This window comes from Thioalkalivibrio sp. ALE12, from assembly GCF_000381105.1.
In the GTDB taxonomy this organism is placed as follows: Bacteria; Pseudomonadota; Gammaproteobacteria; order Ectothiorhodospirales; family Ectothiorhodospiraceae; genus Thioalkalivibrio.
Genome location: NZ_KB905921.1, coordinates 1 through 18,172 on the forward strand (window position 1 = coordinate 1; position 18,172 = coordinate 18,172).

General features: G+C 69.1%; 17 protein-coding genes. 8 read left to right on the forward strand and 9 right to left on the reverse strand.

Annotated elements, in window-relative coordinates; genetic code table 11:
- Positions 1 to 212: 212 nt before the first annotated feature.
- The 9 genes from lipB to ppa form a co-directional block, all read right to left on the reverse strand.
- On the reverse strand, positions 213 to 923 hold the full coding sequence (gene lipB / locus F614_RS0113345) for a lipoyl(octanoyl) transferase LipB (RefSeq protein WP_019559074.1): 711 nt from the start codon (positions 921 to 923) through the stop codon (positions 213 to 215).
- Positions 920 to 1,186, reverse strand: a complete 267-nt coding sequence (locus F614_RS0113350) for a YbeD family protein (protein ID WP_018877094.1) — start codon at positions 1,184 to 1,186, stop codon at positions 920 to 922. Before F614_RS0113350 ends, lipB begins: the two co-directional genes overlap by 4 nt.
- Positions 1,183 to 2,070 carry a D-amino acid aminotransferase gene (locus F614_RS0113355; RefSeq protein WP_019559075.1) on the reverse strand — a complete coding sequence of 296 codons (888 nt, stop codon included), beginning with the start codon at positions 2,068 to 2,070 and terminating at the stop codon, positions 1,183 to 1,185. Before F614_RS0113355 ends, F614_RS0113350 begins: the two co-directional genes overlap by 4 nt.
- Before the next feature lie 14 nt (positions 2,071 to 2,084).
- Entirely contained in the window at positions 2,085 to 3,344 is a 1,260-nt protein-coding gene (locus F614_RS0113360; RefSeq protein ID WP_019559076.1) for a D-alanyl-D-alanine carboxypeptidase family protein, read from the reverse strand.
- Positions 3,345 to 3,427: 83 nt separating this feature from the next.
- Positions 3,428 to 4,420, reverse strand: a complete 993-nt coding sequence (locus F614_RS0113365; RefSeq protein ID WP_018880117.1) for a septal ring lytic transglycosylase RlpA family protein — start codon at positions 4,418 to 4,420, stop codon at positions 3,428 to 3,430.
- Complete coding sequence (mltB, locus tag F614_RS0113370; protein ID WP_019559077.1) at positions 4,377 to 5,408, reverse strand: lytic murein transglycosylase B; 1,032 nt, start codon at positions 5,406 to 5,408, stop codon at positions 4,377 to 4,379. The genes F614_RS0113365 and mltB overlap by 44 nt, the downstream gene beginning before the upstream one ends.
- A complete protein-coding gene (rodA, locus tag F614_RS0113375) occupies positions 5,405 to 6,523 on the reverse strand; it encodes a rod shape-determining protein RodA (protein WP_018881554.1) in 1,119 nt (372 codons plus the stop codon). The genes mltB and rodA overlap by 4 nt, the downstream gene beginning before the upstream one ends.
- A complete protein-coding gene (gene mrdA, locus F614_RS0113380) occupies positions 6,520 to 8,391 on the reverse strand; it encodes a penicillin-binding protein 2 (RefSeq protein ID WP_019559078.1) in 1,872 nt (623 codons plus the stop codon). The genes rodA and mrdA overlap by 4 nt, the downstream gene beginning before the upstream one ends.
- Before the next feature lie 113 nt (positions 8,392 to 8,504).
- Complete coding sequence (gene ppa / locus F614_RS0113385) at positions 8,505 to 9,041, reverse strand: inorganic diphosphatase (RefSeq protein ID WP_018867199.1); 537 nt, start codon at positions 9,039 to 9,041, stop codon at positions 8,505 to 8,507.
- A gap of 271 nt (positions 9,042 to 9,312) precedes the next feature.
- Between ppa and F614_RS0113390 the strand changes: the two genes are divergently transcribed.
- The 8 genes from F614_RS0113390 to F614_RS0113425 are packed head-to-tail and all read left to right on the forward strand — an operon-like array spanning position 9,313 to position 17,768.
- Positions 9,313 to 9,954, forward strand: a complete 642-nt coding sequence (locus F614_RS0113390) for an adenylate kinase (protein ID WP_018877100.1) — start codon at positions 9,313 to 9,315, stop codon at positions 9,952 to 9,954.
- A 7-nt stretch (positions 9,955 to 9,961) separates the two neighbouring features.
- Entirely contained in the window at positions 9,962 to 12,214 is a 2,253-nt protein-coding gene (locus F614_RS0113395) for an LPS-assembly protein LptD (protein WP_019559079.1), read from the forward strand.
- Positions 12,198 to 13,637 (forward strand): peptidylprolyl isomerase, encoded by a 1,440-nt coding sequence (locus F614_RS0113400; RefSeq protein ID WP_018880123.1) that lies wholly within the window; start codon positions 12,198 to 12,200, stop codon positions 13,635 to 13,637. The genes F614_RS0113395 and F614_RS0113400 overlap by 17 nt, the downstream gene beginning before the upstream one ends.
- A complete protein-coding gene (gene pdxA / locus F614_RS0113405; protein WP_019559080.1) occupies positions 13,603 to 14,673 on the forward strand; it encodes a 4-hydroxythreonine-4-phosphate dehydrogenase PdxA in 1,071 nt (356 codons plus the stop codon). Before F614_RS0113400 ends, pdxA begins: the two co-directional genes overlap by 35 nt.
- Positions 14,670 to 15,473, forward strand: a complete 804-nt coding sequence (gene rsmA / locus F614_RS0113410; protein WP_019559081.1) for a 16S rRNA (adenine(1518)-N(6)/adenine(1519)-N(6))-dimethyltransferase RsmA — start codon at positions 14,670 to 14,672, stop codon at positions 15,471 to 15,473. Before pdxA ends, rsmA begins: the two co-directional genes overlap by 4 nt.
- A 34-nt stretch (positions 15,474 to 15,507) precedes the next feature.
- Complete coding sequence (locus tag F614_RS0113415; RefSeq protein ID WP_018867193.1) at positions 15,508 to 16,485, forward strand: ROK family protein; 978 nt, start codon at positions 15,508 to 15,510, stop codon at positions 16,483 to 16,485.
- A 37-nt stretch (positions 16,486 to 16,522) separates the two neighbouring features.
- Positions 16,523 to 16,921, forward strand: a complete 399-nt coding sequence (gene apaG, locus F614_RS0113420; RefSeq protein WP_018867192.1) for a Co2+/Mg2+ efflux protein ApaG — start codon at positions 16,523 to 16,525, stop codon at positions 16,919 to 16,921.
- A gap of 13 nt (positions 16,922 to 16,934) precedes the next feature.
- Positions 16,935 to 17,768, forward strand: coding sequence for a symmetrical bis(5'-nucleosyl)-tetraphosphatase (locus tag F614_RS0113425; RefSeq protein ID WP_019559082.1), 834 nt, complete (start codon positions 16,935 to 16,937; stop codon positions 17,766 to 17,768).
- Positions 17,769 to 18,172 lie beyond the last annotated feature (404 nt).

Sequence of the window (18,172 nt, forward strand, 5' to 3'; positions counted from 1 at the left end):
CACAGCGGGCCGGGGTCGCGGCAGTCGGGCGTGTTTCTTGGGTACTTCTTTGCACGAGCAAAGAAGTACCTCGCGGCGCGCTGGCGAGTCAGCGCTCGGCAGTACGTGGACCGAAGGCACGTAAACACCGGAGGGCGAACCAGGCCTAGCCACACAGGGCAGGCGGCCGGGCGAAGCCACCGTAAACTTCAGAGCGAGGATCAGGCCCGGCCTCAGGGCGCGGGACAACGCCCGAGCGCCAGCACGCGGACCAACTCGGGCGGCAACGCAGGTTCATGCCGGATGCGCTCAACCTCAGCGGGAAACACCTGCGCGGTGAGGTGGGCAAGCAACTGCTCCCGGACCCGGTTGCCGTCCAGCGGACCGAGCAGCTGCTGCATGGAGGTCGCCGCTAGCCCCGGATAGCCACAGGGATTCATGCGCTGGAACGGCGCCAGATCCGGGGCGACGTTCAGGGCCAGCCCATGGATGCTGCGCCCGTGCCGGATACGCAAACCCAGCGCCGCAATCTTGGCCCCATCGACATACACCCCCGGCGCCTTGTCTCGACGCTGCGCATGGATCCCCCATTGCGCCAGCGTGTCGATCACCGCCTGCTCAAGACCGGCGACCAGACGCCGAACCCCGATCCCCAGTCGCGGCAGATCCACCAGCGTGTAGACGACCAGTTGTCCGGGACCGTGCCAGGTCACCTGCCCCCCGCGATCGATCGCCACCACCGGCGTCGCGCCGGGGTCCAGCAGGTGCTCGCGGCGGCCATTGCGGCCCTGGGTAAAGACGGGCGGATGCTCGACGCACCAGAACGCATCCGGCCGGGCTGCATCGCGTTCCCGCGCCTGGAGCTGCATCGCCTGCCAGACCGGGACGTAGGGCTGCATACCCAGCAGGCGGACCACCGGCCCGGGCGGGAGCACGTCGGTCACAGGATCATGCGCACCCGGTCGCAACGACCCAGGGAACGGTAGAAGGCGTCCAGCTGTTCCTGGCTGGTCGCGGTAAAGGTGATGGTGATGCCGACGAAGCGGCCGGCGCGCGAGGCGCGCTGCTCGATCACTGCGTCCCCGGCATCCAGATGCTCGGCGACACAGCCCTCGACTGCCTCCATCAGCTCCGGGTGGGCGTCGCCCATCACCTTCACCGGGAATCGGCAGGGAAACTCGATCAGGGTCTCGCGGTCGTCGCTCATGCGGCACCTCCGGACTGCAGGGGTTCGCTCACCGGCGCCCCGGGCTTGGCCGCCTGGTAGGCGGCGTGCACGGCCTGCCAGACCGGTCCGGGGCGCCCCGTGCCCACGGTGCGATCATCCAGCCGCGTAACCGGCAGGATCTCGCGGGTCGAGCTGGTGAGCCAGACCTCCCCGGCCCGGGCCAGCTCGTCGGCGCTGACCCCGCGCTCCTCCACCGGGTAGCCCAGCTCGCGCGCCAGGTCGAGCACCCGCGAGCGGGTGACCCCCGGCAGTACCGATGCATCCAGCGGCGGGGTGATCACCCGCCCGTCCAGGACCACGATGACATTGCTGGCCGCGCCTTCGGTCAACTGCCCGTCCCGCAACAACACGGCCTCGACGGCACCCCGCTCGGTGGCCTCCTGGCGGTTCAGCACATTGGCCAGCAGAGTGGTGGCCTTGATATCGCAGTGGCCCCAGCGGCGGTCCTCGGCCGTCACGGCGGCCACGCCGTCCACGCGGATGGTCTCCGGGAGGGGCCGGATCGGGCTGACCATCGCCAGGACGGTGGGTGGCGCATCCACCGGGAAGGCATGGTCGCGCGGGGCCACGCCACGGGTCACCTGAAGGTAGACCCCGAGATCGGGCGTCGCAGGGTCGGCATTGCGCGCCAGCAAGTCCATCAGAAGCGCACGCCACCCCTCGCGGTCAAACGGGTTGCGGATGCGGATCGCCGCCAGGGATCGCGCCAGGCGCTCCAGGTGCTCGGAGAGCAGGAAGAACTCGCCGGAGTAGCTGGGGATCACCTCGTATACCGAGTCTCCGAACAGGAAGCCCCGGTCCAGCGGCGAGATCCGCACCTGGTCCAGCGGCAGGTAATCCCCGTTGTAATAGGCAATGCTCACGGGCGAAACACGGCTCAGAATGGCCAGGCCGACTGAATGCCCAGGGCCGCACCATCCCACAGGCGGCGGATCAGACCGCCCTGTTCCACCGGCTGCAACGCAACCAGCGGCTGGGTCCGGAGGACCTCGCCGTTCAGACGCACCACGACTTCGCCCACCGGATCGCCCGCGGCCAGCGGGGCCTCCAGCGGCTGGTTGACCTCCATCGAGGCGTCCAGATCGTCCTCGCGCCCCGGCGGGACCATGACCCAGAAGTCCTCCGCCAGGCCCACGGCCACTTCGGTCTGCGCCCCGCGATAGACCCGCGGGGTCCCCAGTTCGTGCCCGCCCTCGAACAGCTTGCGGGTCGCGGTGAAGCGCATCCCCCAGTTCACCAGCGCCTGGGACTCGTTGGCGCGGCGAGTACCGCCCTGCTGATGATCCGACGCCTCGATCCCCATGACGACGGCCACCAACCGGCGGTCGTTACGCTTGGCGGACGAAACCAGGTTGTAGCCCGCGTTCGAGGTCCAGCCGGTCTTCAGGCCGTCGAATCCGGCATCGCGCCACAGCAGCATATTGCGGTTGCTCTGCGAGATGTCGTTGTACTCGAAGGAACGTTCGCTGTAGTAGCCGTAGAGATCCGGGAAGTCGCGGATCAGCGCCCGGGCGAGCAATGCCATGTCCTGGGCGGTGGTGTACTGCGACTCGTCGGAGGGCAGTCCGTGCGGGTTGGCGAAGTAGGACTGGCGCATCCCCAGCTCGCGCGCCTGGGCGTTCATCATGTCGACAAACGCCCCCTCCGAACCGGCAACATGCTCGGCCAGCGCGGTGGAGGCATCGTTGCCGGACTGGATGATCATCCCGCGCAGCAGATCCTCGACCACAACCTCCTCGCCGACCTCGATGAACATGCGCGATGCCCCGCGCATACCGGTCCGCCAGGCACGCTCGCTGACCGTAACCTGGTCGTCCAGCGCCATGCGGCCATCGGTGATTTCGCCAAACACCACGTAGGCCGTCATCAGTTTGGTCAGGCTGGCCGGCTCGCGCTCCACCAGCGGATCGCGGCTGGCGAGCATCAGGCCGGAGTCGAAGTCCATCAGCGCATAGCTCGCCGCCGTCACGTCCGAGGGCGGCCGCGGGATACCGCCGGGCACGTTCGCGCCGGCGCCGGCAACGGGCAGCTCCGACTCCTGCGCCTGCGCCGGAACCAGCGCCAGCAGGAGCGCCAGGATGACCGGCAGGCAGGCCGCCAACAGCGGCAGAAACGGGGTGCGGACGGACGAATTCATGATTGCGAAGGGCCTCCTGAAGGACCGAAATACGATAGCAGAATTGGGGCCCGGTACGGGCCGGAAATACCGGGAACGAGGGCTTACGGCGCGTCGGTCACTACGCGGTAGTCCACGTGCGCCGCGCCCTGCAGGCGATCGGTAATCGTGCGAACCGCATCGCCATCGGCCAGCGGGCCGATGCGCACGCGGTGCAGTTGCGCACCGTTGTCCCGTTCGACGCTGGAGATCCGCACCGGCTCCAAGCCGAGCGCGCGCAGATCCTCGCGCACCTGCTCGGCCGAATGGCGCTCGGCGAACGCCCCGACCTGGACGAAACGCCCGGGGCCCGCGGCCTCGCCATTGGCGCTGGCCGCGGCCGGCGCCGCTTCCTGCGGTTCGGGCGCGATGTCCGGCTGAGCTGCGGCGGCCACCTCGAGCGGCTCGGGCTCCGGTGCCTCCGCCACCCGGGCCGGCGTCGTGTCGCCCGGCCCCACCGCCCGGATGCGCACACGCGCGACCCCGGCATCGGTCATGTTGATGCGATGGGCGGCGGCGTAGGAGAGATCGATGATGCGTCCGTCCACGAACGGGCCGCGATCATTCACCCGTACGATCACCTGTTTGCCGTTTTCCAGGTTGGTGACCTCGACGAAGCTCGGCAGCGGCAGGGACTTGTGCGCCGCGGTCATCGCGTACATGTCGTAGGGCTCGCCGCTGGAAGTGCGCCGTCCGTGGAACTTGGTTCCATACCAGGACGCGTAACCCTCTTCCTCGAAGCCGTCGCTCGTGCGCAGTGTGCGATAGCGCTGACCGAACACCTCGTACTCGGACGGATTGCCATAGCGGCTGGGCGGCTCGTCACGCGGCTCCGGTTCCGGGATCAGCGCCAGATCCTGCGGCACATCCGCGGGATCGGGGTAGCTGTCATACGCGGCATCGCCCAGCGGGCGGTCCGGGTCGGCCTTGCGGTCGGGGGTGGACGAACAGCCCGCCAGGACCAGCGCCAGCAAGGCCGCCAGCGCGGCCCCGCCGACGCCCGCGCGGCGCGGTTTACTCGGCCAGCGCCTCGGCCAGCTGGTGGACGGCCATCGCATACAGCGGGCTCCGGTTGTAGCGGGTAATCACGTAGAAGTTCGGATACCCGAGATAGTACTCGTGGCCATCCTCGCCCTCGAGGCGGATGAACGAGTACTGGCCGTCCTCGTCCACGGCCTCGTCGGGGTAGATCCCGTGTGCGGCCAGTTCTTCGAGGTCAAAGCGCGCCTGATAGTTGCGGCTGATCAGCGCCTCGTGGGCATCGCCCTCGACCCGGGCCTTGGCCACCACCGGCTCGCCGTAGTTCCAGTGGTGCGCGCGGAAATAGTTGGCCACCGACCCGATCGCATCCGGCCAGGAGTTCAGCAGGTCACGCTGGCCGGAGCCATCGAAATCCACCGCGTAGTGGCGATAGCTGGACGAGATGAACTGGCCACGCCCCATGGCCCCGGCGTAGGAGCCGCGGGTCTCGCGCGGGTCGAGGCCCTCTTCATCCACCAGCGTCAGGAACTCGCCCAGCTCGCGGCGGAAGAAGTCGGACCGGGGCGGATAGTCGAAGCCCAGGGTCACCAGGGCATCGAACACGCGGAAACCACCGGTGTTGCGGCCGTAGTAGGTCTCGACCCCGATGATGGCGGCAATGATCTTCGGCTCGACGTCAAAGCGGTCCGCGGCGCGCTGGAGCCAGCGCTCATGCTCCTGCATGAACTCGCGCCCACGCTCGATGCGCTCATCGGTAATGAAGATCGGGCGGTAATCCTTCCACGGCCTTGCCTCGGCGGGGCTGGAGATCAGGTCAAGGATGCGCTGTTGCGGATCGGCCGCCGCGAACATCGCCTCCAGGGCCTCGCGGTCACGGCCCGCCTCCACCTGCTCGTCGATGAAGGCCTGGACCTCGTCGCGCTCGAGATACGGCGGGTCACCGGCGCGGAATTCGCTTTCCGCCGTGGCCGGAAGGGAGGCAAACGCCAGGATCAGGGTCAGCCCGACCGGCATCAGGAGTGGGCGGGCAAGACGGGCCCACACGGGGCGCAGGGTCAGGGTCATCGATTCACCAGGCGTTTCTGGGAGGCTATGCTCATGAGAATACCGAAGGCGACCATCAGGGTCACCAGCGACGTTCCCCCGTAACTGACCAGGGGCAGCGGCACACCGACTACCGGCAACAGGCCGGTCACCATGCCGATATTGACCACCATATAGACCGCGAAGGTCAGGCTGATACTCCCGCCCAGCAGCCGGGCATAGCGGTCCTGCGCCAACGCGGCGATCCACAGCCCGCGGGCGACAATCGCAAAATACAGCAGCAGCAAGAGTGCGACACCAATAAAGCCGAATTCCTCGGCGTAGACCGCAAAAATGAAGTCGGTGGAGCGCTCCGGCAGGAACTCCAGCTGCGACTGGGTCCCGTTCAGCCAGCCCTTGCCGTACAACCCCCCGGACCCGATCGCGATCTTCGACTGGATGATGTGATAGCCGGCCCCCAGCGGATCGGATTCCGGGTTGAACAGCGTGAGTACCCGCTGGCGCTGGTAGTCCAGCATCTGCGACCACAGGATGGGCACGGCGGCGGCCATCACGACGCCCAGGCCGACGAACCAGCGCCAGCCCAGCCCCGCGAGAAATACCACCAGTGCGCCGGCGGCCGCGACCAGCATCGAGGTCCCCAGGTCCGGCTGCTGCATGATCAGATACACCGGCACCAGGATCAGCACGCCGGTCACGAGGAGATCGCGAAAACGCGGCCGCCCACTGCGCAGCGAGAGGTACCAGGCCACCATCATCGGCACGGCGAGCTTCATGATCTCCGAGGGCTGGAAACGCATGAAACCGAGATCCAGCCAGCGCTGGGCCCCCTTGCCGACGTCCCCGACCCACATCACCGCCAACAACAGCAGGATGCCCGCCGCGAACAGCCACGGGGAGATCGCGCGCAGACCGTGCAGTGATACCTGCGCGACCAGCAGCATCGCGGCCACGCCCAGGCCGATGCGCATCAGTTGCCTCTCCACGGCCACCACGCTCTGCCCGGAGGCGCTGAACAGAACGGCCAGCCCGAGCAGCAGCAGGATCGACAGCAGGACCAGCAGCACACTGTCCAGGCGCAGGCTGCGCAGCACCCACTGGCTGACGGACATCTCACGGCCGGTTACGCTGATCATTCGTCCTCCGGCAGAGTCATGCCCGACCCTTCCAGCAGATAGGCGTCCATCACTTCGCGCGCCACCGGTGCGGCCACCCGGCCACCGGACCCTCCGTGTTCGACCAGGACCGCCACCGCGATCTGCGGATCCTCTGCCGGGGCATAGCCCACGAACAGGGCGTGGTCCCACAGACGCCGGGCCAGCTCCTCTTCGTCGTACTCTTCATCCTCGCCGAGGCTGAACACCTGCGAAGTGCCGGTCTTGCCGGCAATGGTGTAGGCCGGGCGGGTACTGCCCACGCTGCCCCAGGCGGTCCCGTGGCGGGCATGCACCGCCTCCACCAGCGAGCCGTGGATCGCATCCCAGTGCTGGTCGTCCACGACCACCGGCTCGCGCGTCACCGGTAGCGGATACTCCGGCTCCCCGGTCCCGTTGTCCATGGCGCGCAGCAGGTGCGGCTGATAGCGCACACCGCGCGTGGCCAGCGCCGCCGTAAAGTCGGCCATCTGCAGAGGCGTGGACAGCATGTACCCCTGGCCGATCGCGGTGATCAGGGTCTCCCCCGGGAACCACACCTCGTTGTGGGTGGCCCGCTTCCAGTCGCGGCTGGGCAGGATCCCCGCTCGCTCGCCGGTGGAATCGATCCCGGTGCGCTGACCGATCCCGAAGGCGCCAAGAATGGGCACCATGCGATCGATGCCCATGGTGTGGGCCAGATCGTAGAAGTAGACATCCGAGGACACCGCGATCGCGCGCGACATGTCCACCCGGCCATGGCCCTCGCGGCGCCAGTCACGATAGCGCCGTTCGTGCCCCGGGAGCTGGTAGTACCCGCGTGCGAACATCTCGCGCTCGGCGGTCGTAACACCTTCGTCGAGGGCTGCCAGCGCGACCAGTGGCTTGACCGTCGAGCCCGGCGGGTACTGCCCGCTCAGGGCACGATTGAACAGCGGCCGGCGCTTGTCATCGCGCACCGCGGCGAAATCGGCCTGCGAGATTCCGTGGACAAAGGCCTCGGGATCAAAACCGGGGGCGCTGACCAGCGCCAGCACCTCGCCGTTATTCGGATCGATGGCCACGATCGCGCCATCCCGCCCGGCCAGCGCCCGGTAGGCCGCCTGCTGCAGGTTCACATCCAGGGTCAGGGTCAGGTCCGTGCCCGGCTGCGGCGGGGTCACCGACAGCTCGCGGATCACCCGCCCCTGGGCGTTCACCTCCACCTGGCGATAGCCTGGCCGGCCGTGCAGCAACTCCTCGTAGTAGCGTTCGACCCCGCTCTTGCCGATATGCGAGGTCCCGGCATAGGCCCGCCCGTCCACCCGGCGCAGATCCTGCTGGTTGATGCGCCCGACATAACCGACCGCGTGCGAGAATTTGGAACCCAGGGGATAGAAACGCAGCGGACGGGCCTCGATCTCGACCCCCGGCAACTCGTGGCGCGAGACCGCGATACGGGCCACAGTCTCGTCATCCAGCCCGGCCTTCAACAGCACCGGCTGGAACGGGCGCCGCTGCCGAACTCCGCGGTGGAAGCGCTCGATATCGGCCTCGCTCAGTTCCAGATAGCCGCGCAGGCGGCTCAGCAGGGAATCCAGATTACCGGCCTGCTCGACCGTGATCTCCAACTGGTAGGACGCCCGGTTGCCCGCCAGCAGGATGCCATTGCGGTCGCGAATCACGCCCCGGGTAGGGGCGATCGGCTCGACCCGTAACCGGTTGTTCTCGGAGAGAGTGGTGAAATGCGAGTGCGCGCCGACTTGCAGCCCCGAGAGCCGCCAGCCCAGCGCCAGCAGGATGGCGGCCAGGATGACCAGTGCCAGCAGGATGCGCACGACAAAGCGCTCGCGGTCCTGCTGTTCCTCGCCGTAGGCATCGCGCTCGGCCATCTCAGCGGGTCACGGCGTCACGACCAGGTCCGTGGCCCGCGCACGCAAACGCCGCACCGCCCCTGCGGGACGGCGCGGCGCTGACCGACCGCTGCATGCAGCGGGGCGCGGCGTCAGATCTTGCTCTTCTGGTAACGCTTGTAGCTGGCAACAATCTCCGCCTTGGCTTCGTCGGCGCCAACCCAGCCTTCCACCTTGACCCACTTGCCCTTCTCCAGCTCCTTGTAGCGTTCGAAGAAGTGCTTGATCGAGTCCAGGAGCTCCTTCGGCACGTCGTCCGGGCTCTGGAACCGCGCGGACTGCGTGCACAGCTTGTCCACCGGCACCGCCAGGATCTTCGCGTCTACCCCGGCCTCGTCGGTCATCTTCAGCATGCCGATCGGGCGCGAGCGCACAACCGAGCCCGGCAGCAGCGGCACCGGGGTGATCACCAGCACGTCCACCGGGTCGTTGTCTTCCGACTCCGTGTTCGGGATGAATCCGTAGTTGCACGGATAGAACATCGCGACCGCCATAAAGCGATCAACCACCAGAGCCCCGCTGTCCTTGTCCATCTCGTACTTGACGGGCTGACCCTGGGTGGGGATCTCGATCACCACGTTGATGTCGTTGGGGAGATCCTTGCCGGCTTCGATCTGGTTGAGGTCCATGCTTGAGTAGTTTCCGATTGCTTTGAAGAGCGAGGGATTATACAGGGGAGACACCCCGCAAGGGCACCCATCAACAGTCGCATCAGGGAGACTCGAACGGCCGCGCGCGGTTGCGGCGCATCGGCCTCAGGCGGTATAAGACCGCGCTCGGGAAACGGTTTGCGGCCCGCCCTCGCCCCGGGCCGGCTGCCCGTTTCACCACCGCAATCACCGTGCCGTCCCGTTCCCGGCGAGTCCTGCGGTTCGGTACGGCACCCGGCAGGAGTCAGCTATGCGTATCGTCCTGATGGGCGCACCGGGTTCCGGCAAGGGCACCCAGGCCAAGAAGATGGTCGCCACCTTCGGCATCCCGCAGATCTCCACCGGCGACCTGCTGCGCGCCGCGGTCGCGGCCCGGACCGAACTCGGCAAGCAGGTCGAGAACGCGATGGAATCCGGCAATCTGGTCCCGGATGATCTGGTCCTGGGCCTGATCCGCGACCGCCTGCAGGAACCCGATGCGCAGAAGGGCTTCATCCTCGACGGCTTCCCGCGCAATGTCGCCCAGGCCGAGGCGCTGGACAGCATGCTGGCCGACATCGAGTCGCCGCTGGACCGCGCCATCCAGATCGACGTCCCGTTCGAGGAACTCAAGCAGCGCCTGACCGGCCGCGTCTCCTGCGGGGACTGCGGCGCGGTATTCAACACCCATACCTTCCCGCCACAGAAGGAAGGCGTGTGCGACCTGTGCGGCGGCGATCTGATCCACCGCGCGGACGACAACGAGGAAACCGTGGTCAATCGCCTCAAGGTCTACGAGGAGCAGACCCGGCCGCTGATCGAGTACTACGATCGCCACGGTCTGCTCAAGCACGTCAACGGCACCCGCGACATCGAGCTGATCTTCGACGAGATCCGCCAGCTGCTGTCCTGACGCCGGGATGAGCCGCCGGCCCGCCAACCCCCCGCCGCGCCATCGCCCGATCGCGCGGCCGGTCGCGTGCGGGATCGGCCTGGTGACCGCGGCGCTGCTCCCGCTCGCGCTGCCCGCGGAGGAGCGCCCCCCGGGATGCGAGTTCGCCCCGGGGGTCGAGTGGCCCGAGCTGCGCACCCTCGAGGGCGGCCTCACCGAGATCGACGCCGACCAGGTGCGCCGGGACGGCGAACGCATCTCGGCCTCGGGCAACGTCCAGCTGTTCGAAGGCGGACAGCGCCTGGACACCGAATTCCTCGAATACGACCGCGCCACCGGCACCGCCCGAACCGAAGGTGACACCCGCCTGTTCGACGGCGACCTGCTGCTGCACACCGAGGGCGGGGAATACCGCCTGGACGCGGAGACCGGCGAGTTCCGCAGGATCGACTTCCTGGTGCAGTCCATCCCGGCCCGGGGCCACGCGGCCCTGGGCGTCCAGCACGCCCCGCACCGTCACGACTTCGAGGAGGCCGAATACACCACCTGCCCGGTCGGCAACGATTCCTGGTGGCTGCGCACCCGGGATCTGGAGCTCGATCGCGAGACCGGCGTGGGCGTGGCCCGCAATGCGACCATCCGTTTCAAGGGTGTACCCATCGCCTACACCCCGTATATCAACTTCCCGCTGGACGACCGCCGCAAGAGCGGCTTCCTGCTGCCCAGCGCGGGCACCGGCGGCCGCACCGGCTTCGATCTCGCGACGCCCTGGTACTGGAACATCGCGCCCAACTACGACGCGACCTTCACGCCTCGCATCATGGCCGATCGCGGAATCATGCTCGGCACCGAGTTTCGCTACCTCCAGCCCCGGCACAATGGCGTACTCGACGTGCGCTACCTGCCGGACGACCGCGAGACCGGCGAAGACCGCCACTTCGCCCAGTGGCGCCACCAGACCCGCATCACCTCCAATCTGAACCTGCGCGTCGACGCTGCGGATGTCTCCGACCGGGAATACTTCTTCGACTTCGGCAACTCGGACCGCTATGCGGGTTCGACGCCCTATCTGCGCCGATCCGCCGACCTGACCTGGAACCAGCCGGCCTATCGCCTGCGCACCCGCATCGAGGACTACCAGATCGTCGACCCCGAGCTGAGCGCCGCCGGCGAGCCCTACCAGCGGCTGCCACAGATCACGCTGGAGGCCGGGGAATACCTGGGCCACGGGCTGTCCTGGGATCTGGATACCGAACTGGTGCGCTTCGAGCGCAGCGAGGACCAGTCCGGGCGCCCCGTGGGTACCCGCCTCGACCTGAATCCCGAGGTCCGCTGGCGCCATGACACCGGCGGCTTCTTCTTCGAACCCGCCACCGGTGTCCGCCATACCCGCTACGAACTGGACCGCCGCGACCAGACCAGCGGTCCGGAATCGATCAGCCGGACGGTACCACGCGCCTCGATCGACACCGGGCTGATCTTCGAACGTTCCATCGCCAACGGCCGCCGCCTGCAGACCCTGGAACCGCGCATCTTCTACGGCTACGTGCCCTACCGCGACCAGGACGACATCCCGATCTTCGACACCGGCGAGGCCGACTTCAGCTTCGACAACCTGTTCAGCCTGGACCGTTTCGTCGGCGCCGACCGCGTGGGCGATACCCATCAGGTCACCACCGCCCTGACCACCCGCATCCTCGACCAGCAGACCGGGCGCGAGCGCCTGAGCCTGTCCGCCGGTCAGATCCACTACCTCGAGGACCGCGAGGTCCGCCGCGGTACCGGACAGGACCCGCTGACGGACTCGCGTTCGGACCTGGCCCTGGAAGGTCGCGTGCGCATCGGCGATGCCTGGAGCGGCCGCGGCTCCATCCTCTACAACGAGGACGCGCGCGAAACCACCCTGGCCGCGATCTCGGTCGGCTACCACCCCTCCGAGCGCGCGCGGATCAACGTCGGCTACCGCCAGCGCGAGGCCGGCGCCCGCTCCATCGACCAGACCGACGTCTCCGTGATGTGGCCGGTCACCGATCGCATCGACGCGATCGGCCGCTGGAACTACAGCCTGCAGGAAGAACGCGACCTCGAACTTCTGGCCGGGCTTCAGTATCGTAGTTGCTGCTATGGTATCCGTGTGGTGGCGCGCCGCGCGTACAGCTTCGACGAGACCTACGACAACTCGATCTACTTCCAACTCACGCTGGACGGCCTGGCAAGGTTCGATTCCGGCGTGGATTCGCTATTGCGCGAGGGTATTGCCGGATATGACGCACGTCCCTGAACAACGCCGCGGCGGGGTCCGCACCCTGCTGCCCCTGCTGGCCGTCCTGGTCTACGGCCTCGGCCTGCCGGCCATGGCCCAGACGCCCGGGTCGGCACCCGGCGGGCTCTCGCAGGGCGCGGTCGAGGCACCGGTCACGCCCGGGGCCGCCCGTGACGGCGGTACCCCGGCGGCGCCCATCACGCCCGAGGGCGACCGCTTCACCGACCGCATCCTGGCGGTGGTGGGCGACGACGTGATCACCCAGCGCGAGCTGGTGGAGCGCATGAACCTGGTCGCCCAGCAGATGATCGAGCGCGGTAACCGTCCGCCCGACCAGGACACCCTGGCGCGCCAGGTCATGGAGCGCCTGATCGTCGAGCGCGTGCAGCTGCAGGAGGCCGAGCGCGTCGGCATCAACATCGACGAGATGACCCTGAACCGCGCGATGGAGAACATCGCCCGCGAGAACCGCATGACCCTGCCGCAGCTGCGCCAGGCTCTGATGCAGGACGGCGTGGACTTCAACGCCTTTCGCGAGCAGATCCGCCACGAACTGACCGTCAACCAGCTGCAGCGCCGCCAGGTCGACCAGCGCGTCCGCGTCTCCGATCAGGAGATCGCCGACCTCATCGCCTCCGAGAGTGGCGCCATTGACCGCGGCGTGCGCTACCGCATCGCCCAGATCATGGTCGCCCTGCCCCAGGGCGCCGACGCCCGGCAGATCGCCGAGGCGCGCCAAAAGGCCGAGTCGCTGCGCGACCGCGTGCGCGAGGGCGAGGACTTCGCCACCGTCGCCATCAGCGAATCCGAAGGGCCGCAGGCCCTGGACGGCGGCGATCTGGGCTGGCGTTCCGCCGGCGAGATCCCCACCGTGTTCGCCCGCGAGGCCGTACTGATGCGGACCGGCGAGGTCAGCGATGTCCTGCGCTCCCCCAGCGGTTTCCACATCATGAAGCTGCTGGACCGCGAGGGCGGTGACCAGACCCGCGTGCAGCAGACCCGCGTGCGCCACATCCTGATCAGTCCGGACCAGGTGCGCAGCGACGAGGACGCGCGCCGCCAGGCGCAGTCCCTGTACAACCGCATCCGCGAGGGCGCCAGCTTCGAGGACCTCGCCCGCGCCAACTCCGACGACCCCGGCTCGGCCGCCCAGGGCGGCACCCTCGGGTGGGTCAGCCCGGGCGAACTGGTTCCCGCCTTCGAGGAGGCCATGCAGGCGCTGGAACCGGGCGTGGTCAGCGAGCCGGTGGAGAGCCAGTTCGGCTGGCACATCATCGAGGTCCTGGAGCGCCGCGAGGTGGACACCTCGCGCGAACAGATCCGGGCCCGCGCCCGCGAGATCCTGCAGAACCGCAAGCGCGACGAAGAGCTCGAGCTGTGGCTGCGCCGCCTGCGGGACGAGGCCTATGTCGAATACCGGGTCGACGGCTTCGGCTCCTGATCCGCGCGGGGCCCACCCGGTCCCGCGCCTGGCCCTGACCGCCGGCGATCCCGCCGGGATCGGGCCCGATCTGCTGATCGCCATGGCGCGGCAGCGCGGCCAGGCGCAGCGCGTCGCCATCGCCGATCCTGGCGTGCTGGAGGCCCGTGCCCACCAGCTGGGCGAGTCCCTGCGCCTGGTGCCCTTCGACCCCCGACGCCCGCGCGAGCCCACCCCGGCCCACACCCTGGAGATCCTGCCGGTACCGGTCGCCGTCCCGGTGGTCGCCGGCACCCTGAACCCCTCCAACGCCGAACACGTGCTGGCCCTGCTCGCCACGGCCGCCGACGGCTGCCTGGACGGCACCTTCGAGGCCATGGTCACCGGCCCGGTCCACAAGGGCGTGATCAACCGCGCCGGTATCGCCTTCAGTGGTCACACCGAGTGGCTGGCCGAACGCGCCGGGGCTCCGACGCCGGTGATGATGCTGGCCACCGAGACGCTGCGAGTCGCGCTGGTGACCACCCATCTGCCCCTGCGTGCAGTCCCCGATGCCATCACGGCCGAACGCCTGGAGGCCGTGACCCGCGTGCTGCACCACGACCTGCGCCGTGACTTCGGCATCGACGAACCCGTGATCGCGGTCTGCGGCCTGAACCCGCACGCCGGCGAGGACGGCGTCCTCGGACGCGAGGAGATCGAGATCATCACCCCGACCCTGGATCGCCTGCGAGAGGCCGGCATGCATCTGCGCGGCCCACTCCCGGCCGACACCGCGTTCACCCCGCGCGCGCTCGAAGGCGTCGACGCGGTGCTGGCCATGTATCACGATCAGGGCCTGCCGGTCCTCAAGCACACCGGCTTTGGCGGGGCCATCAACGTGACCCTGGGCCTGCCCTTCATCCGCACCTCGGTGGATCACGGCACCGCACTGGACCTGGCCGGCACCGGGCGCGCGGAGGTCGGCAGCTTCCAGGCCGCCGAACGCCTGGCGGAAACCCTCGCGGCCCGTGCCGCGGCCCGTGCCGCCGCCAGCAGGAGCATCTCGGGGACATGACCCGCCTCAAGACCTCGTCGCCGATCCGCAAGCGCTTCGGCCAGAACTTCCTGCACGATGCCGGCATCCTCGCGCGCATTGTCGCGGCGATCGACCCGCAGCCGGGAGACGCCGTGCTCGAGATCGGGCCCGGCCGCGGCGCCCTGACCGCGGCGCTGCTGGAGCGCCTGGACCACCTGGTCGCCGTGGAGATCGACCGCGACCTGGCCGCCGGGCTGCGCGCCGGTTTCCCTCCGGAGCGCCTGGACCTGCACGTGGGCGATGCCCTGGACATGCGGCTGGCCGATCTCGGCCCCCTGCCCGAAGGCGGCTGGCGCGTGGTCGGCAACCTGCCCTACAACATCTCCACCCCGCTGATGTTCCATCTCCTCGAACAGGTCGGCGCGATCCGCGACATGCACTTCCTGCTGCAGCGCGAGGTGGTGGAACGCATGACCGCCGCGCCCGGCAGCAAGCGCTACGGCCGCCTGACCGTCATGCTGGCCGCCCGGGCCTCGGCCACGGCCCTGTTCACGGTGCCGCCCGGGGCCTTTCACCCGCCGCCCAAGGTCTACTCCAGCGTGGTGCGCATCACGCCCCTGGCCGAGCCGCGGGTCGCACCGGCGCTGTACCCGACCTTCGCGCGGGTGGTGAACCAGGCCTTTTCCAGCCGCCGCAAGACGCTGCGCCGCGGGCTGTCCGGTCTGGCCACGATCGCGGACCTGGAGGCCGCCGGGCTGGACCCCGGGGAACGGCCGGAGAACGTCGACATCAGCGGGTTCGAGGCCCTGGCCCGGCAGATCCACGCAGGCGCGCACTGAGCCACCGGTCACCACGATCCGCTACCATGAACCCATGGACCTGATCGTTGCCGATGTCGGCGGAACCAACACCCGTGTCGCGCGCGCCCGCCGCGAGGCGGATGGCTGGTCCCTGCACGAGGCGCAACGCTACCCGAGCCGCGAGCATCCGGACCTCGCCAGCATCCTTGAGCACTGGCGCCACGAATACGCCACAGTGGATACGTTCGCCGCCGCCGGACTCGCGGTGGCCGGCCCGGTCCATCAGGGCCGGGCACGCGTGACCAACCTGGACTGGCCCGCCCTGGAGGCCGCCAGCCTCGGCGAACGCCTGGGTATGCCGGTCACGCTCCTCAACGACTTCGCCGCCATCGGCGCGAGCCTCGACGCGCTGCAACCCGGCGACTGCGAGACCCTCCAGCACGCGACACCCGATCCGGCGGGCCTGCGCCTGGTCGCGGGGGCCGGCACCGGGCTGGGCACCTGTCTGGTGGGTCCGCCCGGCCGGCCCGCCATCTATCCCGGCGAGGGCGGACACGCGCGCTTCTCGCCCGCCGGGCCCGAAGAGGCCGCGCTGGGCGATTTCGTAAGCCGCGAACTGGGCTACTGCACGCGCGAACACCTGCTGAGCGGGCGCGGGATCGCCCGCATCGGCCAGTTCGAGCTCGACCGGCAAGCGGATCCCGAGCTGGCGGAGGCCCTTGCCGCGCGGGACCCGGCAGCCGCTATCGGCGAACTGGCCCGGGCGGGCCACCCGGCCGCCGAGAACGTGATCGACCGCTTCGTCGGGCTGTATGCCGGACAGCTGGCCGACATGGCCCTGACCGCGCTCCCCACCGGCGGCATTTACCTGGCCGGCGGGATCGCGCCCCGCTGGGTCGACGCCTTCCGTGGCCCGCGCTTTCGCTGTGCCTTCCGGAATCGCCCACCGATGACCCACTTGCTTGAGCAATTGCCCGTGGCCCTTATCATGCACCCCGAACCGGGCCTGCTGGGCGCCGCCGTCTGCGCCAGCCGGTCCGCGACCCCCTGATGCCGGGTCTCCCGCTCAAACCTGGAGCCACAACCGCATGAACCCGCCCCAAGAGCACGACGCCGAAGCCCATACCATCGAGATCGAGGTGTCCACCGCCTACGTGGAGGACCAGTCCGAGCCGGATGACGACCGCTACGTGTTCGCCTATCACGTGGTCATTCGCAACGCCGGCGCGCTGACCGTGCAACTGCTCAACCGCCACTGGATCATCCGCGACGGCCGCGACCAGACGCAGGAGGTCCGTGGCGAGGGGGTGGTCGGCGAACAGCCGAGCATCGCGCCCGGCGACAGCTTCGAATACACCAGCGGCACGGTCATCGAGACCCCGGTCGGCACCATGGAGGGCTCCTACGGCATGCGCGACGAACGCGGCAACACCTTCGACGCGCCGATCCCGCCGTTCACCCTCTCCGTCCCGCGCACCCTGCACTAGGCCGGGCGGAACGATGGCGCTGTACGCAGTCGGAGACCTCCAGGGCTGTCTGGACCCGCTGGATCGACTCCTGGAACAGGTGCGGTTCGATCCGGCGGAGGACCACCTGTGGCTGGTCGGCGACCTGGTCAACCGCGGCCCGGACTCGCTGGGCTGCCTGCGCCGGGTCATGGACCTGGGCGATGCTGCCACGACGGTCCTCGGCAACCACGACCTCCACCTGCTCGCCACCGCACAGGGCGTCCGCACGCCCGGTGGCAAGGACACCCTGCGCCCGGTGCTGGATGCCCCGGATGCCGCGGACCTGCTCGACTGGCTGGCCCAGCGCCCGTTGCTGCACCGCGACACCGCCAGCGGCTGGACCCTGGTGCATGCCGGACTCCCGCCCGCCTGGGACCCGGACACGGCCGCGCGCGAGACCCGGCGCGTGGAGGCCGAGCTGCGCGACCCGGCACGACGCCACGCACTGTTCGAGGTCATGTACGGCGACGAACCCAGCCACTGGAGCCCGGATCTCGCCGGATACGAGCGCCTGCGCTACACCATCAATGCCTGTACCCGCATGCGCTATCTCACCGCGGACGGCGGCCTGGAGTTCGCCGGCAACGGCCCGCCCGAGGAAGCGCCCTCCGATCTCCGGCCCTGGTTCCGGATGCCGGGGCGAGCCGCCGCCGGGCACCCGATCGTGTTCGGACACTGGGCCGCGCTGGGCCACCGGGTGGGAGCGGACTGGCTGGCGCTGGACAGTGGCTGCGTCTGGGGCAACTGCATGACGCTTGCCCGCCTCGATCACACCGACGGCGACCCGGCCCGCGTCACCACCTGGCAGACGCCCTGCCCCGCCTGACCCGCCCGCGGCCGCGCGTCACCACCCTCTGGGGACACGCCCTTCAGCCTGACCGCTTGCCTCGTGGTGGCTGGTCCTGGTTCATCCTCCGGTGTTTACGGTGGCTTCGGTCCACGTACTGCCCGGCGCTGACTCGCCAGCGCGCCGCGAGGTCCTTTCTTGCTTGCCCAAGAAAGGACCCAAAGAAGGGCACCCGGATTTCGCCCGGGGACCTTGCTCCAGGGCTCTCGGGCCGGCGGCGCTGAACTCGCTGCGCTGCGCTTCGCTCAGACATCCAGCGCCTTCTTCCGGCCCGAGAACCCTTCCGCAAGGGGCTCCATACGGGGGAGGAAGGTCAAGACAGGAGGTATTCCGACCCCGCGACACAACAACGGCCCTGCCGCCTGAAAGCCCCCGGCGCCCGC

What these genes read in the sequence shown, in the direction of transcription:
- F614_RS0113350 (WP_018877094.1), bottom strand. Translation starts at nt 1,186, where the DNA reads ATGAGCGACGACCGCGAGACCCTGATCGAGTTTCCCTGCCGATTCCCG.
- F614_RS0113360 (WP_019559076.1), bottom strand. Translation starts at nt 3,344, where the DNA reads ATGAATTCGTCCGTCCGCACCCCGTTTCTGCCGCTGTTGGCGGCCTGC.
- F614_RS0113365 (WP_018880117.1), bottom strand. Translation starts at nt 4,420, where the DNA reads ATGCGATGGCCGTCCACCAGCTGGCCGAGGCGCTGGCCGAGTAAACCG.
- mltB (WP_019559077.1), bottom strand. Translation starts at nt 5,408, where the DNA reads ATGACCCTGACCCTGCGCCCCGTGTGGGCCCGTCTTGCCCGCCCACTC.
- rodA (WP_018881554.1), bottom strand. Translation starts at nt 6,523, where the DNA reads ATGATCAGCGTAACCGGCCGTGAGATGTCCGTCAGCCAGTGGGTGCTG.
- mrdA (WP_019559078.1), bottom strand. Translation starts at nt 8,391, where the DNA reads ATGGCCGAGCGCGATGCCTACGGCGAGGAACAGCAGGACCGCGAGCGC.
- ppa (WP_018867199.1), bottom strand. Translation starts at nt 9,041, where the DNA reads ATGGACCTCAACCAGATCGAAGCCGGCAAGGATCTCCCCAACGACATC.
- F614_RS0113390 (WP_018877100.1), top strand. Translation starts at nt 9,313, where the DNA reads ATGCGTATCGTCCTGATGGGCGCACCGGGTTCCGGCAAGGGCACCCAG.
- F614_RS0113395 (WP_019559079.1), top strand. Translation starts at nt 9,962, where the DNA reads ATGAGCCGCCGGCCCGCCAACCCCCCGCCGCGCCATCGCCCGATCGCG.
- F614_RS0113400 (WP_018880123.1), top strand. Translation starts at nt 12,198, where the DNA reads ATGACGCACGTCCCTGAACAACGCCGCGGCGGGGTCCGCACCCTGCTG.
- pdxA (WP_019559080.1), top strand. Translation starts at nt 13,603, where the DNA reads ATGTCGAATACCGGGTCGACGGCTTCGGCTCCTGATCCGCGCGGGGCC.
- rsmA (WP_019559081.1), top strand. Translation starts at nt 14,670, where the DNA reads ATGACCCGCCTCAAGACCTCGTCGCCGATCCGCAAGCGCTTCGGCCAG.
- F614_RS0113415 (WP_018867193.1), top strand. Translation starts at nt 15,508, where the DNA reads ATGGACCTGATCGTTGCCGATGTCGGCGGAACCAACACCCGTGTCGCG.
- apaG (WP_018867192.1), top strand. Translation starts at nt 16,523, where the DNA reads ATGAACCCGCCCCAAGAGCACGACGCCGAAGCCCATACCATCGAGATC.
- F614_RS0113425 (WP_019559082.1), top strand. Translation starts at nt 16,935, where the DNA reads ATGGCGCTGTACGCAGTCGGAGACCTCCAGGGCTGTCTGGACCCGCTG.